The sequence below is a fragment of the Streptomyces sp. NPDC054841 genome (genome assembly GCF_053611045.1).
In genome coordinates this window covers 24,350-48,645 of the sequence record NZ_JBSGZO010000012.1, presented here as the reverse complement: position 1 = coordinate 48,645, position 24,296 = coordinate 24,350, and the positions used below count along the sequence as shown (strand labels likewise).

The following is a 24,296-nucleotide window of genomic DNA, read 5'->3' as shown; positions in this document are numbered from 1 at the left end:
GTCTTACGGGGCGCGGCGGGCCGGTGCGGGGCGCGAGGGGGAACGGGCCGGTGCCGGATGCTGCCCGGCAGGCCGGGCCGCACTGGTGCGGATGTCGTGCACGGCCTGCCGGTAGGTGGCCTCGTCGAAGACGTCGGGCGTGCAGTTGACCTCGTAACCGGCCACGAGCAGCGCGGGGATGGCGCGGGTCACCAGGCGCTTCTGCTCGTCGGCATTGAGGTGTTCGGGCACGGTGTGCCAGATGTAGAGCGGCCCGCCCGGGGGGTATTCGTGGCGTTCCAGGCCGAGCTGTTCCAGCAGGTCGTGGAGCTGTGCGGGGGCGCCGGTCGGGGTGTCGGCGTGGATGGTCGTCGTCAGGGCCTTGCTGTAGATCTCGACGTCCGTGCCGTACTCGTCGGCCAAATTGGCCATGGGCCTCTCTTCGGGGTCAACGGTGTTGGGGGCCTTGGCGATGGTGTGACGTACTCCAGCACCCAGATGTCGGGCTCCGCTGCTTCATCGAGCCCTGGTGCCCGGCGTGCGGGTGCCGGCCGGGGTCGGCGGCATGGAAGCTGGGGTGGAGGTGGGTGCGGTCCGGCCTGCGGGGTGCTGGAGTGCGGTGCCGATGCCGAGCCGGTCGAGCTGCGGGCCGATCTCGCGCAGGGCGCGCGCTTGCGCCTTGGTGTCGTCGCCGTTGAGTCGGTAGATGCCGCTCTGCGGGTCCTGGATGAAGCCGTTGGCGACGAGGATGGCGCCGGCGCGGTCGTCGACGGGGGCGGTGGCGACGCTGCCGTCTGGCTGCCAGGTCAGGACGACCCGGTCCGGCTGGGAGGGCTGGATGCCGCCCAGGGCGTTGTGCCGGGCCTGGGCGAGGGCGCTGTCGTAGCGGGCGAGCAGGTCGCCGGCGACCTGCTCGGCGCTCAGGAACGGGTCGTCCGCCAGAGCGATGCCGTTGGGCTCGGGGACGGCGCGGTACGCCTCGTCGGGCAGGGCGCGGGGGGCGACGGCGGCGATGAGGAATCCGTCGCGCTCGTCATGCCGGTGAAGGACGACGAGCTGGGCGCCGTCCGGGCGGCTCAGGACGGCGGCCTGCTGGAGCGGGTGCTCGGCGAGGGAGGCGGCGACCAGGTCCAGATCCCAGATGCGGTCGGAGAGTTCGGCGAGATCGTCCTTGGCGTCGGCCGGCAGGTGGGAGCTGGACCAGCTGTCGGGGAGTTCGCCAGCGAGGACGTCGGCGTACGAGGCAAGGCGCTCGGAGGTGTCGTGGTCGTGCATGGTGTCCTTGGGCGAGGTGGGAGTCAGCGACGCAGTCCGGCGGCCACCGGGGGCGGCGGAGCCGGGAGCGTGCGCGGCGGGGGCGGGCAGGCGCACACGGCGGAGCGCTCGCGTTCGGTGGCGGGGACCTCCCCGCTGCAGGTGCTGCGGCTGGGGTGGGGTGCGTGCCGGTCGGCGAGCGTGTTGCGGGTGTCGGCGAGGTCGGTGCGGATGACGCGAAGGTGCTCGTCGGCGAGGTAGAGCAACCGCCGTGCGATGTAAGGGTCGGCCGCCTGGCCGAGCCCGTCGTGGAAGTCGGCGGTGGCGGTGAGCACTTCGTCCAGCGCGGCGAGGATGCCGTCGTGGGCGGCAGTCAGCTCGATCAGGGCGTCGGCCGCCTCATCCGTGGTGGTGGCCTCGCGGATCCGCTCGGCGATATGGGCGACGGAGGAGCCCAGCGGCAGGTAACTGGCCGGGCGGGAGCCAGTGTCGAAGTCCTCTTCGCAGTCGACGTGATACCCGGCGACCCGGAGGCGGGCGACTGCGTCGGTAGCGAGACGGGACTCGTCTTCCTCGGTGAGGCCGGTGGGGGCGCGGTGGTAGGTCTCGTGGACGCGGACGACAGCGATGAAACCCGCGCGCTGCAGACACCTCAGGCACTGAAGGTGTCAAGCTGCGGCCGCCAGGGCTGTGGGGAAGGCGGTGCCCTCTTCGAACAGCGTGTGGTGTTGGAGGCAGTGGTAGAGCTGTCCGAGCATGCGGTTGAAGAGGTTGCGCTGAGCGGAGGCGTGCCAGTCGCCGTGGTCGTCGCGGCGGCGCCGGTAGTGTGCTTTGGCGCCGGGTGATGCGGTAATTGCGGAGAAGGCCCAGAGATAGCCGGCATGGTTGAGCCGGTCGTTCTTCACCCAGCGTCGAGTGATGGACGACTTCTTGCCGGAGGCTCTGGTGATGGGCGAGGCGCCGGCGTATGCCTTGAGTCCGCGGGCGTCGACGAACCGTTGGCGGTCGTCTCCGATCTCGGCGAGCACCCGGGCGCCGAGTTGGACGCCGAGACCGGGGAAGCTGAGGATCACGTCAGCGTCCGGGTGCTGAGGGAACGCCTCTTCCACTGCCTTGGCCAGGTCGTCGGCGGCGGTGCAGGCGGCCTGAAGCTGAACGAGGAGAGCGAGCATCTGCTGGCCGAAGGCGTCTTCGACCAGCGGCGGCTGGTGGGCCCAGTCGGCGCGGAAGACCTCGCGGAAGCGGTCGGCTTCGGCTTCGATGCCGCGCTTGCGGCCGGCGCGTTTGAGCGCGGCCTGCAGCTGGCTTCGGGTCAGCCGGGCGGCGCGGGTTGGGGTTGGGGCCAGCTTGAGGATCGCGTGGGCCTCTGACCGGCACAGACCGTTCTTGAACGGTTCGAAGGCGGCCAGGGCGGCAGGGAAGTATTCGCGGAGCAGGGACCGGAGCTGGTTGGCGATGGTCTGCCGGTTCCACGTCGCGTCCTGCTGGGCTCGTGCGAGGACGGTGACGGCGCGGGCCAAGTCGCTGTCGTTCGGCAGTGGTCGGTGGGCGTGCATGTCCGTGCGCAGGATGTTCGCCAGTACGAGGGCATCGCCGGGGTCGGACTTCTTGCGCGAGACCGAGTGCCGGTCGCGGTAGCGGGCGGCGGCCATCGGGTTGATCGCGAATACCTGGCGTTTCCCGGTCCGCAGCACCGCCACCAGCAGGCCGCGGGAGGTCTCGATCGCGACCGGGATCGGGCTCTCCTCGCTGTCGCCGTACTCGGCAAGCATGTCCAGAAGGATGCGGTAGCCGGCGGCGTCGTCGGTGATGTGACGCTTGGCGAGTAGCTCGCCGCTGTCGTCGACCAGGGCGACGTCGTGTGTCCTTTCCGCCCAGTCGATGCCGCAGTAGATCAAGATTTCCTCCCCTGGTTGATACTCTTCTTGCTGGTCACGAGCTCGCGCGGAACCACGCAGCGACCTAATCCCGGGACTCGACTCGGTAGTCGGTCCGCCACCTCAGTAGCTGTTCGTGGCACCAGCTCACTGCACGGGCCTCGGTCTAGCCGGGAGCTGGGACGCTCGGGAATCTCAAGAGGTCACCGTGCGGCGGGCTCGCATCACCAACACCAACGAGTGATCAACGTGAGGGTGTTGACGCCCGCAGGCGCCGGACGGCGCCGGTCTGCAACGGGGCATCGCGGTGCCAGGACGCTGTTGGGCGTCCGCCCGACGCCCACGGGCGTCAACACTCACCGCTCTCCGCGCGGTGGGGCGGGCCGGTACTGAACGTCGTCGCTCTATCCTTGGGCGTCGGAGCCGGGGAACCAAAAGGCGTCCGTTCGGCACTCGCCCACCCACCACTCGAACGGCCCCTCGGCCCACTCGACCTGCCGAACCATCCGTAATCCCGGATTAGGACGCTGTGCGCCTCGGAGTCCCCGCCGCGGGCGAGGAGTTCCTCGGAGTGCGGATCGCGGCGGATGTCCAGGAAGCGGTCGGTACGGGGCAACGAGACGTTTCTCCTACGGCGATCGGTGGGCGGTGCGCCGGGCGGCGGGCGGTACAGCGGCGACCCGCGTCTGGACCAGGCGCGCGGCGGTGCTGTCCAGGTCCTCCTGGATGGCGTGGAGGCGGCGGGCAATCAGCTCCAGGCGGTGCGCCGCATCGGTGCTGGCGGCTCCCGGTTGACGGGCGATCCGGTGCGCGGTGTGCTCGACGAGTCCGCGGACCGTGGCCAGCGGACCGACCTGCTCGTCGGCCAGCTGCGTAAGGACGCTCGCGAGCTGGGCCGACGCCGTGGGCGCCGGGCGGATGGCGGGGCGCGCCGTGGGGCCGGTGCGTACGGGGATCAGGTGGAGGTCCTGCTCGATGTGGCGCGCTTCGTCCGCCAGGCGCCGCAGGATGTCCGCGGGCGGAGCGTGCCACGCGCCGTCGAGGTGGATCAGGTTGGCGATCAAATCGATGCGTCCGGACTGGGCCTGAACGGCAATCCACCGGCACCCGTGCTCCTTGCCGGGAATCTCGATACCGGCGGCCCGCGCGAGCCGGTGGGCGGCTTCGGCCCACTCAGGGCCGGTCAGATCCCGGTCGTCCGGGTGAAGCCGGACGTCGAGGTGGAGGATCGCCCGCCGGTCATCATCCGGGCTGGCGGCGAACGGATGCTCCAGATAGGGGTCTTCGAGGTGCTCGGCCCACTGGAGGGACGTCCAGATCTTCTGCCCGTCGTCCAGGGTGAAGTAATCCAGGCCCGGCCAGTGGGCGACAACCGTGTACTCCGTCAGGCCCTCGTTCGGCGAGACCGGCCGCCCCAGCGCCTCGGCGAGCGAGTCGTGCGCGGTGTGGGTCCGCTCATGGAGGCGGGGAATCACCGGCCGCCCCGGATGTCGGCGATGTGCACGAGCTGGTTGAGGGCGGTGGTGGTGTACCAACCGCAGTCGATCAGCTCGTTGCGACCGGCGTGCCGCGGCAGGAGTGCGTCCTCCATGGCGCGCAGGTAGATCAGGCAGTCCGGGCAGCGGCGCGAGAGGTGCACGAGGTAGCGGGGATGGCCGGTGACGTAGGACTGGGCTCCGCCGGTCGCATCCCGCAGCCGCCATCCGTCCTCGTCGGTCGGGGTGTGCCAGGACGGGGCGACGACGCGCATCGCGTCTCCCCACAGTTCACCGCCGGCCACCCCCTTGAGGACGACGACAGTGTCACCGGCCTGGAAGTGCTGGTGCGTGATGTCCCGGTCGGGGGTGAGCGGGTCGGGTGTCGGCGCGAAGGCCGAAGTGGGCGGGGGCTGGGACATGCGGTTCGGTTCCTTCCACGCAATCGGTGGCGGGGTGGGAGGAACAATGGTCCGGAGGAACGCCGGTTTGGCTAACCGGCGTTTCCCGGCTATGTTCCGCCGCGATCAGCGGAACGGGTTCTCCGTCCCGCGGTCCGCCTCGGTGGCTGCGTCGAGGAGTTCGAGCAGGTCAGTGCCCTCTGCGTCGCGCTGGTCGATCCACCACCCGGCGCGGGTGATGGCGCGGGCCTTCTCTTCCAGCTCCGCCCAGTCCGCCTCGTCCCAGGCCCCCTCCACGACCAGCGCGGTGTGCGCGGCCGTCACCAGCTGGTGGCGGGAGCGCTCGCCCCAGTCCAGGGCCTTGGCCGGGCCTTCCAACTGCGGCATGTCGAACTGCTTCGCCCACGCGACGGCCGCCTCCTGTTCGGCGGCGCGCTTGGCCGCGAGCCACTCCTCCTTGGACTCGGTATCGGCGTCGCGTGCCGCCTTCCAGCAGTCGGTGCAGTCCCGGCCTGCGAGCCATCGGGCGAATCCGGCCCGCTTGTCGGCAGGACGGTTGGACAGGTCATGAACCACCTGGTGGGAGCAGGCGTGCTCTACGGTCCACTGCGTACGGACGGCCATAAATGGATCTCCTCAAAAGGGTTGGAAAGTAGGGGGGCGCCCTGATCAGGGCGTCTTGTGCCGGCATCGGAGCGGGCGGCGATGCCGGCCGCGCTGCATGTGTCCGGTGGGGTCGAGACGTCGGCGCGCGGCGAGAAGGACGGTGAGAGCGAAGGCCGCGCCGGCGGCGGGGAGCGCAGCGCTGGCGAGAGGCTGCTCGGCGAGGCGTCCGGCGAGGGCGGTGCCGGCGGACTGCCCGGCGCCGATCGCGAGGATCAGCCACGCGTACGCCTCGCTGGTGCGGCCCGCCGGAGTGAGGGCGTCGGTGGTGACGTAGGCGCAGGCGACGACGATGGTTAGGAACGCACCGGGCACGGTGACCGCGGCGATGGCCGCATACGGGCCCGGAAGGGCAAGGAGCGGGAGCCACCCGGCCAGGAACGCGGCTGTGGCGATGATCAGGCGCCTGGTGGTGGTGCCCGACCAGGTGCGGCTTCCGTAGATGAGGCCGCCGAGGAAGCTGCCGGTGGAGAACGCGGCAGGGATGATGCCCGAGAGCATGTCCTGGTGGTGGTGCTCGGCCATGGCGATGGACCACACGTTCATGGCTCCGATCGCGAACCCGATGCCGGTGAGGGAGACGAACAGCAGCAACACGGCGGGAGAGGCCAACTGCTGTGAATGGGCAGCGTCCTGGCCCTCGAACCGTTCGGGCCGCCAGCGCCGCGATGGCGGCGCGAGGGCGACCGCGGCGGTGCCGGCCAGGCCGAGGGCGGCGGTGACGGCGAGCGCGACGGCGGGGTTGTACGCGCAGGCGAGCGCGGCCACGAGCAGGGGGCCGACGATGTACAGAAGGCCCTGCGTGCCGGTGTCGAGCGCGAGCGCGGCGTGCCGCAGCCGGGGGTCGGGCAGCACGCTCGGCCACAGCGCCCGCAGCCCGGCCTCCAGCGGAGGCGTGGTCAGACCGCCGGCGACGACGATGGCCGTGGCGAGGCCCGGTCCGCCGTACGGTCCGGACAGTGGCAGGGCCACCAGGAGGGCCGAGTTGAGTAGGGCGGCCGGAAGGTGCACCGCGCTCTGGCCGTGGCGGTCCATGAGGCGTCCCTTGACCGGCTGGGCCAGCGCGGACGACAGCCCGTACAGGGCGCTGAGCAGCCCGCCGAAGGCGATACTGCTGCCGCTCGCGGTGGCCCATAGCAGGATGGCGACGGGCGCCATGCCATTGGGGAGTCGGCCGGTGAGGGTGCCGCCGAGGAGGCGGGCGACGTACGGGCTGCCCAGCACCGCGCCGTAGGTGATGCGCGGTGCCGGGGCCGGGGGTGCGGTCAGGGACAACGGGTGCTTTCTCGGTGATTAGCGGTGGCGGGCGGGCGTGCTGGCGCGGGGCGGCGGTGTGGGTGGTGTGGTGTCCACGGCAGGGCGCTGGCGGACGCGCAGCACGGGGGTGCGGTGCGGCGGCAGGACGGCGACGGTCGCGCCAAGGTCCTCGGCCGCTTCTTCGACTTCGCGGGTGAGGAACTCGATCTGCCGGCCGAACGCCGAGAGGCGGGCGGCGATCTGGCGGCCCTGCACGGTCTCCAGCGCGCTGGCGAACTGGCTGCTCGTTTCCAGGAGTTCTTGGAGACGGACCATCGGCCCTGCGTCGTATCCGCGCTGGGTTGCACTGAGGAGCGCGTTGGACGCGTCACCGGCGTGCTGGGCCTCGACGACGTCGCGGGTGAGTTCCTGCAGCGAGATCTCGGGGGCGGGCTCGGGCCGGTTGAACCCTGAGACATCGGCGCGCAGCACGCCGGGCGGGACCGGGGCGGGTAGTGACTGCCCTGCCTCGTATTCGTGGGCGTAGTGCCCGATCACCTGCCAGCCCGGTGCGTCTGGGGCTCCTCGCAGCGCGACCAGCGTCGAGTCGTCGTCTTCGACCAGGTGGGCGAGCATGATCGGCTGCCCGTCGGCGGCGTACCACGACTCGGTCAGCTCCAGCTCGCCTCGCCTCTGCGCAGCCTGAGCTCGCTCAGTCCACATCCGCTGTTCCTCTTCGGTCAGCGGAGCCTTGTGGTGCTGGCCATCGCTCTGGTCGGCGAGGTTGCTGGCGATGAAGCTGTGATCCGCCCATGCGGTGAGGTGCGGCCACAGGGCCGAGTGCTGCGCGCGTTCGGCCTGGGAGCCGGGGGCGGCCGGCCGGTCGAGGGCCCGGCCCATCTCGGTGGCGGAGGCGGCCAGGCCGTCCAGCACGGCCCGCCACCCGGCCAGGTGCCGGGCAGGCGGCAGCTCGTCGAGCGCACGGCGGGCGGCGTCGAGCAGAGCGTCGGCGTGCGGGGCGAGGTGCGTGGTGTACGCCTCCACCGCAGCCTTGTCGCGCTGGGCTCGAGCCGTTGCCGCGGCGCTTGCGTGGACGATGCGGCCGTAGCGGTCGCGTGTCATGTCGAGCGCGGTCTCGGTCTCGCGGTCGATGACCGCCATCCGCAGCCGGAAATCGCGTGCAGCGTTGGGGAGTTCGGGTGCCACCGGCAGAGGGCCGTCGGGGTCCGGGTTGCTTGCGGGCGTCATCGGGACCGCCCGCCACCCGAGGCCGTCAGGTGGACGGTCGGTGCGTAGGCGGGCTTCGGTGGGATCGGCCGGGCCGACGGCAGGGAGGTGGTGGGCGGTGTGGCGCGACGCTGAGTCGTTCGGCCGGCGGCGGCCTCGGCGAGACGGCTGCGGCGCTCCCGGAGTCCGTTCGCCCGGACCGGGCGTGGTGGGCTGGCGGAAATGGCCGGGTCGAGGCGAATGTCGGCCTGCACAGTGAAGCCCTGGCGGCGAAGATCATGGACGGCCTGACGGGTCCGGCGGGGACCGTCCCGCTCGGGCTCGCTGAGCCGGTACAGCCCGGGTTGATCGGGGACGGGCTCGAACTGCTCGCGCTCCAGGTACCAGTGGGCGAGGTGCGCGGGCAGGGAGGAGGTGAAGGACGCGACGAAGCCGTGTTCCTCGTGGTCGCCGAAGGCGAAGTGGGTGCCGGGTTGCAAGGGGGCGAGGTTCTCCTCACGTTGTCGGGGTGGAGCGGTTAGTGGCTGCGGTGCATGGGACGGGCTGCGGTAAGGGGGCATGCTGGCGCGGAGATGGGGAGGGCGGGGCGGCGGTGGGGTGCGCTCACGCGGGCCTGGCGAAGGAAGATCTCGCCGTCGGTGAGCCAGGTCTCGATAGCCGGCCACGCGCGGGCGTTGCGTTCCTGCGACGGCATAGGACCGCCGTGGACCACCTCGTGGAGCAGGGTCTCGTTATCGGTGATGGCGTCGGCCAGGCGGGAGAGCGTCGCGGCGTCGTCGGGCCACGGGCTGCTGGCGGGACGGCACCGGTCGATCAGCGTCGGGGCGTGGTCGACGACGGTGAGGAAGCGGCGCCAGGAGTGGTCGAGGAATTCCTCGGTCGCGGCGCCGAGGGCGGCGGCGCTCAGCGGGGTGGCGTCGCTGTAGCGGCCGGAGGCGACCATGGCCTGCCAGGTGTCGTGTTCGGAGCGGATGCCCCCGAGTACGGCGGCGATGGCCGAGGTCCGGCGGGCGTGGACGGCCTGCTCGTAGGAGGGGAGGTACCGGTCGGCGACGGCCTGGGCCGCCCGTCCGGCGAACGGCGGCAGGACGATGCTGCGCGGTGCGTGCGGATCGCCGTAGCCCTCTTCGAGCCCTTCGGGGGCGAAGGCACCGACTAGATAGTCGAGTTGGCGGCCGGGGCGTTCGACGAACAGCAGCGTGGTGCCGTTCACCGTGTCGGTGAGCGTGGCGGCGTAGGGGATCCGCTCGCTCTGGAGGGCGCGGCCGAGTTCGCCGCTGTCCCAGATCCAGGGCACGAGGTCTTCCTGCCAGGCGGGGTGGGAATAGATCTCGACCGACGTGTTCCACTGGCCGGGCAGTTGGCGCGCGAGGTCGCGGGCGGCGTCGCCGATGAAGCGCCGGCTGCTTGTGTGCACGCTGGTGCGGTGCCGTTTCGCGCACTTGACCAGGTCGACCACGGTGGTCTGGTTGCCGTCCGCGGGCAGGTGGTAGACGCCGTCGTCGTCCCGCCGAAAGCCGCTCTCCGCGAGGGCGGTGTGCGCCCACGGGTACTGCTCGCCCGAGGCGATGGCGACGATGCCCGAATCCCGGGTGTGCGACAGGATGATCTGCGCCTCAGCCATGGACCAGGTCCCCGCCGCTGCGCAGGACGGCGCGCAGGCTGCGGCCGTACTGCCAGGCATGCTCCCGGGCCGCCGCCTCCAGCTGGTCGTATCCGACCTGGGCTGTCATCTGCCCGCCCCACTTGCGGTATCTGTACACGGGGACCGGCAGCAGGATTCCGGGCGCGAGAGTGGTCACGCCGAGGGCCGCGCAGTAGTCCTCGCCCTGGACGAGGCCGCCCATCGGTGCGGCGCGTACGAGGTCGGTGCGGGCGAGGATCGTGGTCGGCCCGATGGGGATGGTGTCCGCCGGGGACTTCCAGTAGGTCCACACGTCGCCGGCCTCGTGGCGGCCGGGCGGGGTGGGGCAGCGCCACAAGGTGGTCGAGCCGTCGGTTTTCCGGCCTGAGCTGCGCCCGTTCGCGATGTTCGCCGAGCCAGTGACCGCGAGCATCGCGTCTTCGTTTTCCGACTGCGGTCGTGATGTTCGCCATGTTGGTGGGCTGGTCGGTGCGGAGGAACTGCGGTGCAGATGCTGTCGGTTGGAGGACCGAGGGTCCAGCGGGTGCGGTACGGCGATGGCCGTGAGGCGTACACGATCTTCGACTCGGTTCGGGGCGTGCACACCCGCGCGGACAAGTACCTGGCTGACTACGCCTTCCAGGGCTCGGATCGGACGTACGCGTACCTTCTCGTCGATCACCTCAGGTGGCTGGAGCACGAAGGGCTGACGTCGGAGGACGTTGCGTTCGCCGATCTTGAGCGCTACATGGGCGCGATCGGGGCGAAGATCCAAAGACCGCATGGACGCCCGTGGCGCGTGGGCAAGCGTCCGTACGGCAACGATGCGCTGCGGAGTGCGGCGGCCTGCTTGAAGGGCTTCTACCTGAAGCAGGCGGAGTCCGAGGTGAATACGGAGCTGGCCGAGGCGCTGAAGCTCCAGCGGATGCCGACTCAGAGCGATCGGGACCGATCGCTCCTGGGGCACCTTCAGCGGAGCATGCAGGCGAACCCGCTTGCGCCGTCGCCGGTGCGTCGCCGGCACAAGAAGATGCTGCCGGACGGCGCTCGCGCGGTGGTGCTCGACGCGGTCAACTCGCTGAGGGACAAGGTGGTGGTCGAGTGGTTGAGCGATGGCGGCTTCCGAATCGGTGAGTTGTGTGGCCTGCATCTGTGTGACCTGCACCTTCGAGAGGAGGCTGCTTGTGGGGAGTGCCGCGGGCCCCACGCGCACGTGTGTCATCGAGAGGGGCTCGTCAACGGCGCTCGAGCCAAGACGAAGTGGGAGTGGGAGTTTCGTGATGGCGTGATCCGCGGAGGGCTGGTCAAGCGCGTCAGCCCGGCCATGATCCATGCGTACTTCGACTACCTGACGCAGGAGTATCCGCGCACCGCCGACCACGGGATGCTCCTCGTCCAACAGCACGGCCCTGGGCGCGGTCTGCCGTGGGCCCCGGAGGGCGTCCGTAAGATGCTCAAGCGGGCTGGCCGCCGAGCGGGACTCGGACTGATCAAGCCGCACATGTTCCGGCACACGTGGGCCAGCGCCGTCCTCGACGCTGCGGACGGCAACCTCGCCGTTGTCCGAGACGCTGGCGGATGGGCCTCGACGGAGGTCGTCGATGAGATCTACGCCCATGTCGACGTGAACGATCCGGTTTTTCACGCAGCGCTCCTGACCACGTGGGGTGAGCTGCAGTGAGCGAACCGACACGCACACCGCTGCAGGTCCTGACCAACACCTCGACCCGCGAGCGGAGTGACCGGCTGGACGTGCTGACGGCCCTGCTCCAGGCCCCGGGAATCGAGCCGCTCTACCGACAGGCCGTACTGCGCTGGCCCGGCGACCATCCGGTCTACGGCTGGTACTGCCGCGTCAACGCATGCCGCAACGTCCGTACCAACACAGTCGACTTGTGCTACTCCCACCGGGAGGAGTGGCGCCGGGTGAGACGGGAGCCAGGCGCCACCCGGCGGGAGTTCCTGCGAACGGCGAGCCCTCGTGAGCTCGATCCCCGCTTCGTGGATCCGCCGACCTGCCGGTTCTGTCCAGAGCGCCCGTCCCGGCACCTGGTGCTGCGGCTGTGCCTCACGCACTTTGGCCGATGGCAAAAGGTGATCAACAGGCGGAAGAACCTCACCTACGACCAGTGGGTGGCGCTGCAGACGGAAGCGCTGGCCGGGTACGGGGAGTGCCTGGTCGCCGCATGCGCAGGCTTGGCCGATGGCCCTCTCGGGATGTGCTATGTCCATCTCTTGCGCTACCGCAGCGAGGGACGGCCGGGTGGCGCTCGCCGAGCAGGGTCTCCCGGCCCCGGAGTTCCGGTGAACGAGGTGACGCACACCGACGTCGCTGCCTTCCGTCGCTGGTGTCGCGCCGCGCGCCCGCTGTCGCGCACCGGCACCGTCAACCTTCTTGGCCTGCCGCCGTTGGCCCGGGCGGAGTTCCAATGGGGACTGCTCACCCACGCGCAGAAAACGCATCGCACCCTTTGGCCGCTCTGGCACATCCAGGCCGTGGTGAACCTGGCCCGTGACCGCGGTGTCGTCTCGATCTTGGACCTGCTCTCGTCCGATTCGACGGAGCTCACCGACTACGCGCGGAGCATCCTGCGGGAGATCGCCGACGAACTGCGCATCGTCTACGTCACCCCGCAGGAGTCCAAGGAGGCCGGCTTCCTGGAGACCGAGCACTTCGGCGTCCGCTACAAGCGGCGGTCCAGCCATTTCGACCTCACCGACGTGCCGCAACGCTGGCTTCGGGACCTGTTCTGGGAGCGCTGTGCTCGCCGACTGCGCTCGCCCCAGGCGCCGCGCAGTCCACAGCACATCGACGCCGGGCGCCGGGCGTGTGTCGAGCTCGGCGTCTATCTCACCGTGATTGCCCCGGGCGGCGGCCATGACCCGGCCGTGCTGACCGAGGACCACATGCGACGCTTCGTCGCCGACCAGAACAAGCGAGCCCGGGAGGGGCTGCCGTCGCTGGCGGTCCGCCGCGACGGGCGCCCGATGAAGGTCACCGGGGGCACCCGACGGCAGGTATTTAGTCACGCCCGCGCTCTGCTGCGAGAAGCGCTGGAGACAGGGGAGGCGGAACGGATCGGTCTGCCCCGCGAGTTCATCGTCGAGCTGCCCGCCGCGTTGCGCACGGAGCGGACACGCAATCCGTTTCCGGACCCGGTGGCCAGGGCTCTGGCCGACGAGGCCAACCTGAAACTGCTCGCCGACCGGTTCGACGCCGGAGACATGGGGCACCGCGACATCTGGGAGACGCTCGTCTTCACCGGCCGCCGTGCGTCCGAGGTCACCGAACTGCGGTTGGAGTGCACCGCGATCCTCCGCGGCGCTGCCTTTCTCTGGCACGACCAGACAGTGCGACACGAAAGTCGCATGCGAATAGTGAGAATCGCTGAAGGAGGTCGATTTATGTCGACGGCGTAGTATCCGGTCCAGTGCGCAAGGACCGTCCCCGCCTCGGCGTGCGTCATGGGTAACCGTGGGGTGCGAAGCCCGAGGTAAAGCCCAAGGGGCCCCGTTCCATCCGGGGAAAACAGGCTGGGGAAGACCGGACGGGTTAACGCAAGTGAATCCTCGAAGACACCCCGTCACGTGCACTCTCGCCGATGGGTCGCAGAAGCGGGAGATAGGGGCCGCCGCTGAAAGGTGGCCGGTGCCGACCGGAGGAGTTTGACCGGTCGGGAGCGCACCACCGCCCCCGGGGTTTAGAGGAAGCCCTCCCCGGTCGCTGCTATCGCATGCGGAACGTGAAAACCCCGTCAGGGTCCGGCAGAAGCTCAACGCCGGTAGGCCAACCGTAAGGAAGGCGGAATACCCAGGCGGGTGCAGGAGGACCCGAGAAGCGAATGCCGGTGGCCGAAAGGAAACAGGAAAACGGGACCATGTGCTGGCTCCTCCGCCGGCGGCCCCGCATAACTGACCGGATAGGGGCAGATGCCCCGACTCGAAAGAGTGCAGACGCGGGTCTGGTGAGCCTGCGAGGACGATGTGGCGGAGACGCTCTAACCGAGGGACAAGTTGGACGCCATCAAGGTGAACGGACCTGAGGACGGCTCGTTTGACTGGGACTCAGTGAACTGGGGCCGAGCCGAACAGCACGTACAGCGATTGAGGCAACGAATCTTCGCGGCATCGCAGGCTGGGGACCACGCAAGGGTCCGCAACTTGCAGAAGTTGTTGCTCCGCTCCCGTAGTAACGCTCTGGTGAGCACGCGACGGGTGGCGGAAGTCAACGCTGGCCGAAAGACGGCCGGGGTCGACGGCAGGGTGGTGCTACTTCCCCAGGAAAAGGCGGTTCTAGCCGACTGGGTCCAAGGTGGCGCTGCCGCGTGGTCGCCCCGACCTGTCAGACGGGTATATGTGCCCAAAAGCAACGGGCGCCGCCGACCGCTAGGCATTCCTGTGATCGCCGACAGGGCGCTTCAAGCCCTGGCGCTGAATGCACTGGAGCCTGAGTGGGAAGCCCGGTTCGAGCCGAAGTCATACGGCTTTCGGCCCGGCCGAGGCTGCCATGACGCAATTGTCGCCATTCACACCACGTCATGCCGCAAGGCATCTAAACGGTTGTGGGTGCTCGACGCGGACTTGGAGGCGGCATTCGACCGGCTGAGTCACGATCTGATCCTTTCCGCGCTGGGGACATTTCCCGCTCGCGGGTTGGTCAGCCAGTGGCTTAAGGCGGGCGTGATGGAAGATGGTTGCCTTACCTCAACAGAGAAAGGAGCGCCCCAAGGAGGGGTGATCAGTCCGTTGCTAATGAATGTGGCATTGCACGGAATGGAGCAGGCTGCCGGGGTCTCATACAAGCGGGGTAGAAATTCCCCACTTGCGAATCCCGACGGTCCAATCCTGGTCAGATACGCTGACGATCTTCTTGCCCTGTGCCACTCGCGGGAACAGGCCGAGCAGGTCAAACAGCGACTCGCCGTGTGGCTGGAGCCCCGGGGATTGGCCTTCAACGAGGCCAAGACGCAGATCACGCACCTGGATCAGGGCGTGGACTTCCTGGGCTTCAACATCCGGCGTTTTCGCGGCAAGCTCCTGACCAAGCCGAGCAAAGATGCACTGCGGCGGATCCGGAAACGGCTCTCCGAGGAGGTCACAGCCCTGCGCGGGGCCAATGCCGACGCGGTGATCGGGAAACTCAACCCAATCATCAAAGGATGGGCCGCCTACTACCGGATCGGGGTGTCCTCGGAGGCATACTCCCAACTGGACGCCCATGTATGGAGACTGGTCTACAAATGGGCCAAATTCTCCCACCCGAACAAGTCGAAGAGCTGGATCACCAAACGGTACTTCGGCAAGTTCAACTCGTCCAGGAATGACATGTGGGTGTTCGGAAGCCGGGAAAGCGGCTACTACCTCCGCAAGTTCTCCTGGACGAAGATCGTCCGACACCGGATGGTGGCAGGCGCGGCATCTCCAGATGACCCCGCCCTGACCACCTACTGGGCCGAGCGGCGGCGCCGCTCCAGGTCCCCGCTGGATACGGCCGTACGGCACCTGCTTTATCGCCAACGCGGCCGATGCCCGCTATGCCTGGGGCTGTTGCTGCACGCCGACCGTGAGCCACAAAGCCCGCATGAGTGGGAACAATGGCTGACGGCCACGAGAACAGCGATCCGTAAGTACGCGATTGCCTCTCTCGCGGGGCCCGGAAGAGCGGACGAGCACGCCGCACACCATCTCGTACACACACACTGCCGTCGCCGACTCGGTAACGGCAAGAACCCGGCGCTTCTGCCCAGCCGCGAGCCTTGGGGGCTTGCTTGAGCCGGTTGCTCGGAAATCGGGCACGGCCGGTTCTTAGGGGGCCGGAGCACAGTAATGTGCTCCGGCTACCCGACAAGGTGGGAAACTTCGACGAAGCGATCCGGATCCCGCAGCACCTCTACGATCGTCTGGAACGGCGAAAGCAGCTCACCCTCGATCGATTCGAAGACCGCTACGGCCGTACTCCCCGGCCGAGAGAGCGCAAGACCCTCGCGCTCTTCCCCTCGCCGCAGAAGAACCCCGACGGCACCGTCGCGATCACCTACAGCATCTTCGGCGACGCCTTCCGCGACTGGCTGGAGGTCCTCGACATCGGCGCCTGGGTGCCTCACCAGGCCCGGCACACACTGGCCACCAACCTGCTCAAGAACGGTGCCGGCCTGCACCACATCAAGCAGTACCTCGGCCACGTCTCCATCCGCATGGCCGAGCACTACGCGAAGGTCGCATCCTCCGAGGTCGACGAAGCACTGGAGCGCGTTTGGGTCAGCGGACCCGGCGCCGACGCGCCCGGCACCCTGCTGACCTCCCCCAGCCAGCAGTTGACGCGAGAAGAAGCGCAGGCCATGGCCCTCGACCTCGCCCGCAGCAGCACACCAGCCGAGGGCGGCTTCTGCACCTACCAGCCCGTTGTCCGCGGGGACCGCTGCCCCTGGAACCTGGACTGCCACAACTGCGACAAGTTCGTCATGTCCGGAGCCGATCTCCTCTACTGGCGGCGCAAAGCCGAGCAGTGGGCCTCCCTGGCCGAGCGCGCTCCCGATGACCGAACGGCGGACTACCTGCACTCCGTCTTCGAACCCACAGCACGTGCCATCAAGGGGCTGGAGAAGGCTCTGGCCGGCCTCGGCCTGCTGGATGCGGCGCTCGCCATGGATCTCCGCCGGCCCCAGGACTACTACGACCGCCAGTGGACGCTCGCCTTCCGCGCCCGCGACCTTGCCGAACTCGACAGCAACGCCCCCGACTTCCACGAGGAATCCGTGTGACAACCTCATTGCCTCGCACCGCCCAGGCTTTTGAAGCCCGTCGGCAGAAGACTGCCGCCAGCCTGGTCCGGATCCGGACCACGGTTGACAAGCTCGCGGCCAGCGGGGGCACGATCACCGTGGCCGCCGTCGCCCGCCAGGCCGACGTCTCCCGAACCTTCCTCTACGAACACCCAGAAGCCCGCCAGCTGGTTACCGACGCTGCAGCACGTGCTCGCGGCCTTCGGGCCGGCGCCGACGAAGCCCAGCGCCAAGCAGTCGAGGCGTCCTGGCGCGAGCGCGCGCTGAACACCGAGGACGCCCTCAAAGCCGCGCATGCTGAGATCACCAACCAGCGCGAACGCATCGCCGAGCTCCTGGGCCAGGTCGCCGAGCTGCAGCAGGACTGGACGGACGCCGACGTCGTGCGCATCACCACCGCCAATGTCGCACTGCGCCGTGAAGTCACCGCGCTGGCGAACGACAACGAACGCCTCAACAAGCGCCTCACAGCCGCCCGAGACAACGCTCGCTTCGCCGACCGGCGCATCGCTGCACTGGAAGCCAGCATCGCCGAGCAGCTCACAGCGCCGCCCGCCGACAATCGACGACGGTGCGGAACTCCCCATGATGCGCCCAGCGTTGGTGGCCCGAGCGGGGTATGACAGGCACCTCACGCTGCCGTGACGCATGAGCATGCTCGCCTCCGCAACGGCTCCAGGTGTTGATCGTGGCACCAGGCGAACTGCCGTGCCTGGGGCTCCATGGCCGTGGCCCAGCACGCCGAACTGCGCCGGTTGCACAGGCAGCTCGAAGACGGCCCCGTACGGCGGCTTCCGGCCCCGGCTGACGCGCCGTTCGGATCCTGCAGCTGACCGGCCCGCCGCTACGGTGCCGGGGGCGCGTTGTCTAGCGGTCGGGCGGAGGTTCCAGCCGCTGGTGCCCTGGTCGTCGTGGCGGACCTTGTGTCGGGGGAGGTCTCCGAGGCGGGCCGAACGCCTACCTTCTCCATCCCGCTAGGGATCGCACGTTCGCCATGTCCCCGGCTGGAGTGAGGGCGAGGGAGCGCAGACGCTACTGGAGATCGCGGCGTGCTTGCCCAGGTTGCGCGTCGCCGCCGCACGCGGCGCCTGGTCAAGAACTATTTCGACACGGGCCACCCCTCCGCCAGTCCCTGAACCGCCCCGGCTGCTGCTGCCCGGACCTGCTTACTGCGGTCCTGGGTGAGGTTGAGGAGAGCGTCGCGGACGGCGTCCTGGCCGCCCCACCCGTGCGCCAGTCCCCGTGCGGCTGCTGCCCGGACGTGCTCGCTGTCGTCCTGGGTGAGGTTGAGGAGAGCGTCGCGGACGGCGTCCTGGCCGCCCCACCCTTCCGCCAGTCCCTGTGCGGCTGCTGCCCGGACGTGCTCGCTGCGGTCCTGGGTGAGGTTGAGGAGAGCGTCGCGGACGGCGTCCTGGCCGCCCCATCTCTCCGCCAGTCCCTGTGCGGCTGCTGCCCGGACCTGCTTACTGCGGTCCTGGGTGAGGTTGAGGAGAGCGTCGCGGACGGCGTCCCATCTCTCCGTCAGTCCCCGTGCGACTGCTGCCCGGTCCTGCGCGCTGTCGTCCTGTCTGAGACGGAGGAGAGCAGCACCGATGGCGTCCTGGCCGCCCCACGTCTCCGCGAGTGCTTGTGCGGCTGCTGCCCGGACGTGCTTGCTGCGGTCCAGGGTGAGGTTGAGGAGAGCATCGCGGATGTCGGCGCCGCCCCACCACACCAGGGCCAGTCCCCGTGCGGCTGCTGTCCGGACCTGCTCGCTGTGGTCCTGAGTGAAGCGGAGGAAGGCATGGGCAGTGTTGCCACGCCATTCCCATGTCAGTCCCTGTGCGGTTGCTGCCCGGACCTGCTCGCTGAGGGCGTGGACGAGGCGGGGGAGAGCATTGCGGACGGCATCGTCGCCGCCCCACCTCACCACCAGTCCCTGTGCGGCTGCTCCCTGGACGTGCTTACTGCGGTCCTGGGTGAGGTTGAGGAGAGCGTCGCGGACGGCGTCCTGGCCGCCCCACCCGTGCGCCAGTCCCCGTGCGGCTGCTGCCCGGACGTGCTCGCTGTCGTCCTGGCTGAGGTTGAGGAGAGCGTCGTGGACGGCGTCCTGGCCGCCCCACCCGTCCGCGAGTCCCTGTGCGGCTGCTGCCCGGATCTCCTCGTTGTCGTCGTGGGTGAGGTGGAAGAGAGCATCGTAAGTGTCGGGGTGGCGGGGCCAGCTGCGCAGGAGGGTGTTGAGGGCGGCGTGGCGGTTGGCAGCATCGGTGAGACGGATGGCCGCCAGCAGGATGGCGAGTTCATTGTCCGGCTGGAGAGGGCCAGGGGGCGCGAGCTTGCCCTGCAACTCGCGGGCTGTGTGCTCTTGTTGAGCATTGAGGGCATGGGCCTTTTGCAGGGCGGCCTCTACGTCGTCGAGGGCAGGCTGGGCGAGCAGGTCTTGTGGAAGTAGCGGCTTCGAGGGGAGCGCGAAGTCGTTGGGGCCGTGTGTGAGGTCGGCGGCGTCAAAGTGAGACAGGCGGTTCACATCAGCGCGGGCCTGCTCCCAGAGTGATTCGAGCGTGCGGATGCGGGCGACTGCGCGGTCAGCTTCATCCTGGGCAGTGCGTTTGTGGGCGAGTGCTCGGCCGGTTTCATCGCGGAGCCCGGCGAGGTCGCCCGCGTTAGCGTGATCATGGTGGGCGCGGGCCCGGAGGACGTCGCGGCTGGAGATGATCTCCCGCAGAGCACTGATGATGTGCCACAGGGTCGCCACGAGGAACTGCGTGTCTCGCAAGGCGTAGCGCAAGCGCGTTTCCGTGTGGCGGGCGCGTTCGAGTTCCACTTCTGTACGCAGGGCAGCCACGGTCTCTTCGCGTGGACCCTGGGGCGCGTTAGACGGGAGAACAGGTGTACGTACGGGCGCAACCTTGGCAGTGGCCTCGATGGCCTGGAGCAACTCGTGCGCTTCTCTACAGCGTCTCTGGAACTCCTCCTGAGTCAGGCCGGCGGCGCGGCTGGTGATCCTCAGGAACTGGAGCGTGAACGGCCAAGGAGGCTTGGGGGCTGCCTGGGCTTTGAACAGCCGGTCGATGTGCGACTTGGAGAATGACATTGAGCTGATGGGATGCTCCGGTCTGCCATTCGGGGTGTGTCCCGCAGCTTCCCTTTCCTCCTCCTTCCTCTTCTCGGCTGCCTGGGCGAATCGATCAGAGATCTTCCGGGCGTCCAGGCCAGCCTCCCTGGCTTGGCGCTGAAGAAACCTTGCGAACTCGAGCGGCGGATCGCCTCCAGAGCCGTCCCTGCTGTGCGTGATTCGCATCCCCCTCGGCCCTCCGTTCACGGGTCCGCGTCCCTGACTCGCTCATCCTGTCCCGGGGACGGCGCAAGTATCTCGGCCTGGACCCTCGGCGGGGCCTGTGAAGGGCGCTGCTGTGTGTCCCAGAGTCCCTCACGGTCCCTCGAAACTTGGGGACTGAGTTCTGACGACCCATTGTCCCCTCACCGCCCCGTGCTTCGAAGCGAAGCCAGGCGATTCGTGAAGGAGACCGTGTCCGTGCGCACCGTGCCCAACCACCCCGTAGCCACGCCCGCCGAGGTGCCGGCCCAACTCGGACTGTGGAAAGCAGCAGAAGACCTCCTGCTGGCTGCCGCACCCGAGTTCATCGGCGCACTGGCAGCTGCTCTCGTCATCGCCGCCACCACCCGCACCCTGCGGCGTCTGCGCCGCCGTCCCACACCCCCGGACTCCGGCTCCCACCAGTGAGGGGCAGCAGAGGAAGCGCTCGGGCCCCAGCGACCGTGCTGACGTTCGATGTCGCGAGTGACTCGCTCGATCATGGTGACGTGGTGGTCGCTGACCGACCGGGAGCCCCTCTCCGGTACCTCCACCGAGGCCCTGGCGAAGTGCTCGGTCGTCCTGGCCGAGTAGCGCGCTCCGGCCCGAACGCGGTTTGTGCGGCGATGACACGGATAGCCTGCTGTGGGGACGATCGGGGGATGCCGTGACATCATGGAAAAGGCGTGCGACTCAGGTTTCCTGCGTCGTGATTGTGCTGCTGGCCGTCGCACACGTGATTGCGCGTGCCGTGTCGGGCGACTTCCTCAAGGAGACGACCGATCTGCTGGCTCTCGGCGTCGGCGCCGCCAGCGTCCTGCTAGGAGTGCTCGCCTTCCGCACGGCAGAGCGGCAAGACGAACTGGCTGACCGGAACACTCCAGTGATCCTCGCCAACCTTGCCCAGCGCGTTGCCGAGCGGGAAAAACCGAGGCGGAGCCTTCTGACTACAGGCGGTGGTGCGGAACCACCAGTCATCGACTTGGCGTTTCGGCGCACGAGCCCCGATCCCGTCGCCGGAGATGCTGCGCGGCCGCCAGATGGGGGTACTCAACACCGTATCGCCGAGTTCTGGGATGTGGTCCCCTCACGAGTACTTGTGATCTCGGGCGAGGCAGGCATGGGCAAGACAACGCTGGCTCACTCCCTCGTGCAGTCCTTACTCAATCGGCACAGCGGCATCTCCTCTGTTCCCGTGGTGGTGTCCGCCGCCTCGTGGAACATGGAAGCGGACGGCGGCTTCGCGGGATGGCTCGTACGGCTCCTTGTCCGCCAGTACGGATTGCGCAGAGCGGAAGCGGAGCATGTCGTTGCCGGAGGCCACGTGATACCGGTCGTCGACGGCATGGACGAGATCGCCTCTGCTGACACGCCGGACGGCCGGCAGCGGCTGTTCCGGGCGGTCAGGGGTCTGAATGCCTACCGCAGGAGCCGCCTTGGCGGAGCTCCCTTGATCGTCACGTGCCGTTCGGGGCACCTGCGGATGCTGGACCAGGAACGCATCACACTCGCTGAGGCCGTGCAAATTGCCGTACAGCCAGTGGCGATGCCGCAGGTACGCGCCTATTTGGCCAAGGCTGACAACGACGCGACCCTTGCACGTTGGCAGCCCGTCCTGACTGCTGCGGAGGGTCGGCCAGAAGGCCCCGTTGCTCGCACGCTCGCCAATCCGTGGCGGCTGCACATGATCGCTACTGTCTACACGGAGCGTCACACTCGGGGGGGTTATTACCTGGAACGTGACCAGGGGTTGCGGGGCCGACTTGAATACCTGAGTGCGCTCGCCGAAGAGGTGGCTATCAGCAGCTACCTGACCCGGCATTACATCGATGCTCGGATCCGTGCCGCTCCTGGCGGTCTGGGCTGGGCTCACGACCTCGACCGTGTACGTCGTTGGCTGGCTGAGTTGGCAACCTGGACAGTGGTCGGCCGGGACGTGCTGGCCTTCTCCGGTCCCGTTCGGTCAGGCCCAGGCTGGAGATACCTGGGTGAACGTGTTCCCGGACGTCACGAGTGGCTCGTGCCCTATCTCGGCACCGACCTCGTCCTGCGCGACTTGTCGCAGCGCGCCCACATGCGGGTGCAGCACTGTGCGAAGCTGATGGCCGCCGTGGCTTACGGGCTTCCGCTGGTCCTCCTGGTCCATGTCTTGTACGAGCCGCTGCTCCGCCGTGCTGACTGGCCGGGCAACGTCTGGCCCTGGCTCGCCATCGCGGTCACTGCAGCGTGCATAGCCGCAGTTAGCACGTTCGAAGAGCCGCAGCGCGGCCGACTTGGGCTAGAACGCCGCCCGCTGCCCACTCCGGCGCACCGCCTCCTCAGTTGGGGTGCGACCGTGGCCGCAGGAGCGCTGGGCCTGGCCGTGGGCCTGCTCGTCGCACTGAACCAGCCGGGGAAGCTACCTGACGGGACGCCCGTCAAGCCGTTGAGCCCCGTCGATGCGGTCCTGATCGTAGTCTTGTTCGTGCTCCTCTTCGGGGCCTTCTCCCTGTGGGGGTGGGTTCGGTTCCGGACCGGGGACCAGATGCCTTGGATTCCGCCGTCCTGGATGCCCGGACGACGCCTGTTCGTGTCACCAGATGCCGCCTTCGCCGGGCGGAGGCCGTCGAAGGGCCCTCGCTATGAACTGCGCGCAGAACTCATTACTGGTCTTGTGTTGGGCCTCCTCTTCCCGGTTCTCGTTGCTTCGTGTTGGCTCGTGCTTGTCGTCGATCCAGGGCCGCCCCCGACGATCCCCCGCGACTTGGTGCCCCCCGCGTGGTACTGGTTGACCTGGTGGCTGGCAGGGTTCGTCGCCTGTTCGGGCGAGCTAACCCGATACGCGGCGTTCGTGATCTGCGCAGATGTGCCCCGGCGACTGCCCTGGCGCCTAGCTGCTTTCACACACTGGATCTACAAGGCCGGTCTGATGCGTGTTTCCGGAGACGCCTATCAGTTCCGCCACCGCGAACTTCAGGAGTGGCTCTACTGGCATTCTCTGGGAGACGTGTCCCCTTTGCTCACACCGCCCCATCGGCCCGGGTCGCGCTCACCACGGCAGGGCTCCAGTTCAGGCTGAGGGACAACAATCGTCGTTAGACATCCAACGCTGCACGGAGGCCCCTGCACAGCCGGAATCTGTCCCGCTGCCAACCAGGGGTGCGAGGAACAGTTCTCCGCGAATCCTGCGGCAACGGCTCGCAGACTTATGACCAGCCACATGTCTCATGAGACACGCTGAGCGCGAAGAAGCCTCCCAAGCGACGTCCTGCCCGCACAGGCTCGCGTGGAGTTCCAGAAGGTACGCCCGCCGATCCGCGCGCAACCGGGTCGGGGTGATGACCGCGACTTCAGCGGCGTTGGAACTGGGCACGGAGAACTTCACCTTCCAGGGGCAGCAGCTTGCTGGGCGCACCGACGACAGCACCCGATCGAGTGGAACGACACCGAAACGAGGGCGTCATCGCGAACATGTCCGCTACGTTGAGAGCCAGGTCAGTGGCCATAGAGTGGCACTCCCGGCCGGAAAATGTCCGGGTACTGGTCCTCGCTCCAGCCCGCACACCAGCCGACCCCGGTCGATTCCAGGGTGTTCAGCCGTACGGACATGGCGTCGTCGGTGAACTCGTCATCGTCGTCCGCCCAGTTCGTATACCGGGTTCGAACGTGGGCGAGGGCCAGATTCCTGGCGCAGGCGGCGCCGACCGGGCGGGGCAGAGCAAGGGTGCGGACGCGGGGGTCCTGCGCGAGCGGGGCAGGCAGACGATCAGGTGAAGCACCGTCGAGCGCGATTATGGCCTCCCAACCCACGGACTGCCGGGTGAGGCTGGCGTGCATGGCGGTCAGGTAGTCGAGCCGGTCTTCGCGCAGGCGGCTGGCGATGACGACGGTGATCAGGGGCGTGGTGTGCGGGGGCAGGGAAGGCTCCGGGAAGACGAGGGGAAACTAGCGGCGCGTGGCGGGGCGCGGGGCGCCGGCCTTCGCCGGGGATGCGGCGGGAGCGCTCGGGGGCAGCGTGCTGCGCGATGCCCGGATGGCCGGCGCGGGGTCGAGGGAGGACCACGCTGCCGGGTGGTCGTTGAAGGCGGTGCGCGGGTCGATGGCCCAGTCGACAAGCGGGCCGATGTCCTCATGCAGGAGGCTGATCACCTCGATGCCCTGCTGGTGCAGGACGTAGCCCCACTGGATGTCCTGCGCGTCGGCGGTCTCGTCGGTGACTGTCATACGTACCGGCGGGGAGCCGTCCGGGGTGATCAAGTGGTCGAGCCTGCGGCTGGGCCAGTGCTCGCCGCCGGTCAGCTCGGCCACGAGCGTGGGCGGTGCGCCGTCGAGGAGGTCGGTGCCCAGCTCGTCCCAGCCGACGGCGACGTCGTCGATGAGGTGACGGGACATGGTCTCCACGTCGCGCCCGAACTTGTGCTGGTAGGCGGCCAGGAGCAGGGGCAGGTGGTGGCTGGGCACGCCGTCGAGCTGGACGTGGATGCCGCTGTACCCCGTGCCGGTG

20 protein-coding genes and 2 pseudogenes are annotated in these 24,296 nt (G+C 68.7%); 7 read left to right on the top strand and 15 right to left on the bottom strand.

The genetic code is table 11. The features are described from left to right. Nucleotides 1-3 precede the first annotated feature (3 nt). From ACWGI8_RS03495 to ACWGI8_RS03440, 12 genes and pseudogenes are all read right to left on the bottom strand, one after another. On the bottom strand, nt 4-411 hold the full coding sequence (locus ACWGI8_RS03495) for a hypothetical protein (protein WP_453658270.1): 408 nt from the start codon (nt 409-411) through the stop codon (nt 4-6). A gap of 84 nt (nt 412-495) precedes the next feature. After that, entirely contained in the window at nt 496-1,254 is a 759-nt protein-coding gene (locus ACWGI8_RS03490) for a hypothetical protein (protein WP_453658268.1), read from the bottom strand. 23 nt (nt 1,255-1,277) lie between these two features. Further along, nucleotides 1,278-1,568: a hypothetical protein gene (locus ACWGI8_RS03485; RefSeq protein ID WP_453658266.1), complete on the bottom strand. Its 291-nt coding sequence runs from the start codon at nt 1,566-1,568 to the stop codon at nt 1,278-1,280. Between the two features lie 333 nt (nt 1,569-1,901). After that, complete coding sequence (locus tag ACWGI8_RS03480; protein ID WP_453658264.1) at nt 1,902-3,131, bottom strand: IS110 family transposase; 1,230 nt, start codon at nt 3,129-3,131, stop codon at nt 1,902-1,904. Nucleotides 3,132-3,739: 608 nt separating this feature from the next. Continuing rightward, nucleotides 3,740-4,585 (bottom strand): relaxase/mobilization nuclease, encoded by an 846-nt coding sequence (locus tag ACWGI8_RS03475; protein WP_453658262.1) that lies wholly within the window; start codon nt 4,583-4,585, stop codon nt 3,740-3,742. After that, complete coding sequence (locus tag ACWGI8_RS03470; RefSeq protein ID WP_453658260.1) at nt 4,582-5,007, bottom strand: hypothetical protein; 426 nt, start codon at nt 5,005-5,007, stop codon at nt 4,582-4,584. The genes ACWGI8_RS03475 and ACWGI8_RS03470 overlap by 4 nt, the downstream gene beginning before the upstream one ends. A 105-nt stretch (nt 5,008-5,112) precedes the next feature. Then, a complete protein-coding gene (locus ACWGI8_RS03465; protein WP_453658258.1) occupies nt 5,113-5,610 on the bottom strand; it encodes a hypothetical protein in 498 nt (165 codons plus the stop codon). A 45-nt stretch (nt 5,611-5,655) separates the two neighbouring features. Beyond that, entirely contained in the window at nt 5,656-6,924 is a 1,269-nt protein-coding gene (locus tag ACWGI8_RS03460) for an MFS transporter (RefSeq protein ID WP_453658256.1), read from the bottom strand. Nucleotides 6,925-6,942: 18 nt separating this feature from the next. Further along, on the bottom strand, nt 6,943-8,133 hold the full coding sequence (locus ACWGI8_RS03455) for a hypothetical protein (protein WP_453658254.1): 1,191 nt from the start codon (nt 8,131-8,133) through the stop codon (nt 6,943-6,945). Beyond that, a complete protein-coding gene (locus ACWGI8_RS03450; RefSeq protein WP_399080260.1) occupies nt 8,130-8,591 on the bottom strand; it encodes a hypothetical protein in 462 nt (153 codons plus the stop codon). Before ACWGI8_RS03450 ends, ACWGI8_RS03455 begins: the two co-directional genes overlap by 4 nt. A 38-nt stretch (nt 8,592-8,629) precedes the next feature. Continuing rightward, nucleotides 8,630-9,736 (bottom strand): hypothetical protein, encoded by a 1,107-nt coding sequence (locus ACWGI8_RS03445; RefSeq protein ID WP_453658252.1) that lies wholly within the window; start codon nt 9,734-9,736, stop codon nt 8,630-8,632. After that, nucleotides 9,729-10,112: pseudogene (locus ACWGI8_RS03440) on the bottom strand (glycosyltransferase); the annotation flags it as partial. The pseudogene ACWGI8_RS03440 and the gene ACWGI8_RS03445, both read right to left, overlap by 8 nt. A gap of 222 nt (nt 10,113-10,334) precedes the next feature. On the opposite strand from ACWGI8_RS03440, the gene ACWGI8_RS03435 reads away from it, so the two are divergent. From ACWGI8_RS03435 to ACWGI8_RS03415, 5 genes are all read left to right on the top strand, one after another. Further along, on the top strand, nt 10,335-11,417 hold the full coding sequence (locus ACWGI8_RS03435) for a tyrosine-type recombinase/integrase (protein ID WP_453658250.1): 1,083 nt from the start codon (nt 10,335-10,337) through the stop codon (nt 11,415-11,417). Beyond that, a complete protein-coding gene (locus ACWGI8_RS03430; protein ID WP_453658248.1) occupies nt 11,414-13,156 on the top strand; it encodes a hypothetical protein in 1,743 nt (580 codons plus the stop codon). The genes ACWGI8_RS03435 and ACWGI8_RS03430 overlap by 4 nt, the downstream gene beginning before the upstream one ends. Nucleotides 13,157-13,765: 609 nt before the next feature. After that, the gene (gene ltrA / locus ACWGI8_RS03425; protein WP_453658276.1) at nt 13,766-15,508 is read left to right on the top strand and encodes a group II intron reverse transcriptase/maturase; all 1,743 of its coding nucleotides are present in this window, start codon (nt 13,766-13,768) and stop codon (nt 15,506-15,508) included. Nucleotides 15,509-15,564: 56 nt separating this feature from the next. Continuing rightward, the gene (locus ACWGI8_RS03420; protein WP_453658246.1) at nt 15,565-16,497 is read left to right on the top strand and encodes a tyrosine-type recombinase/integrase; all 933 of its coding nucleotides are present in this window, start codon (nt 15,565-15,567) and stop codon (nt 16,495-16,497) included. Then, nucleotides 16,494-17,141 carry a DUF6262 family protein gene (locus ACWGI8_RS03415; protein WP_453658244.1) on the top strand — a complete coding sequence of 216 codons (648 nt, stop codon included), beginning with the start codon at nt 16,494-16,496 and terminating at the stop codon, nt 17,139-17,141. Before ACWGI8_RS03420 ends, ACWGI8_RS03415 begins: the two co-directional genes overlap by 4 nt. 476 nt (nt 17,142-17,617) lie before the next feature. On the opposite strand, the gene ACWGI8_RS03410 is transcribed toward ACWGI8_RS03415, so the two are convergent. Continuing rightward, a complete protein-coding gene (locus ACWGI8_RS03410) occupies nt 17,618-19,798 on the bottom strand; it encodes a HEAT repeat domain-containing protein (protein ID WP_453658242.1) in 2,181 nt (726 codons plus the stop codon). Between the two features lie 234 nt (nt 19,799-20,032). On the opposite strand from ACWGI8_RS03410, the gene ACWGI8_RS03405 reads away from it, so the two are divergent. Both ACWGI8_RS03405 and ACWGI8_RS03400 read left to right on the top strand, forming a co-directional pair. After that, nucleotides 20,033-20,242, top strand: coding sequence for a hypothetical protein (locus ACWGI8_RS03405; protein ID WP_453658240.1), 210 nt, complete (start codon nt 20,033-20,035; stop codon nt 20,240-20,242). A 280-nt stretch (nt 20,243-20,522) separates the two neighbouring features. Next, the gene (locus tag ACWGI8_RS03400; protein ID WP_453658238.1) at nt 20,523-22,871 is read left to right on the top strand and encodes an NACHT domain-containing protein; all 2,349 of its coding nucleotides are present in this window, start codon (nt 20,523-20,525) and stop codon (nt 22,869-22,871) included. Between the two features lie 452 nt (nt 22,872-23,323). On the opposite strand, the pseudogene ACWGI8_RS03395 reads toward ACWGI8_RS03400, so the two are convergent. Continuing rightward, nucleotides 23,324-23,689 (bottom strand): annotated as a pseudogene (locus ACWGI8_RS03395) (glycosyltransferase family 2 protein); the annotation flags it as partial. A gap of 48 nt (nt 23,690-23,737) precedes the next feature. Then, entirely contained in the window at nt 23,738-24,253 is a 516-nt protein-coding gene (locus ACWGI8_RS03390) for a hypothetical protein (protein ID WP_453658236.1), read from the bottom strand. Between the last annotated feature and the right edge of the window lie 43 nt (nt 24,254-24,296).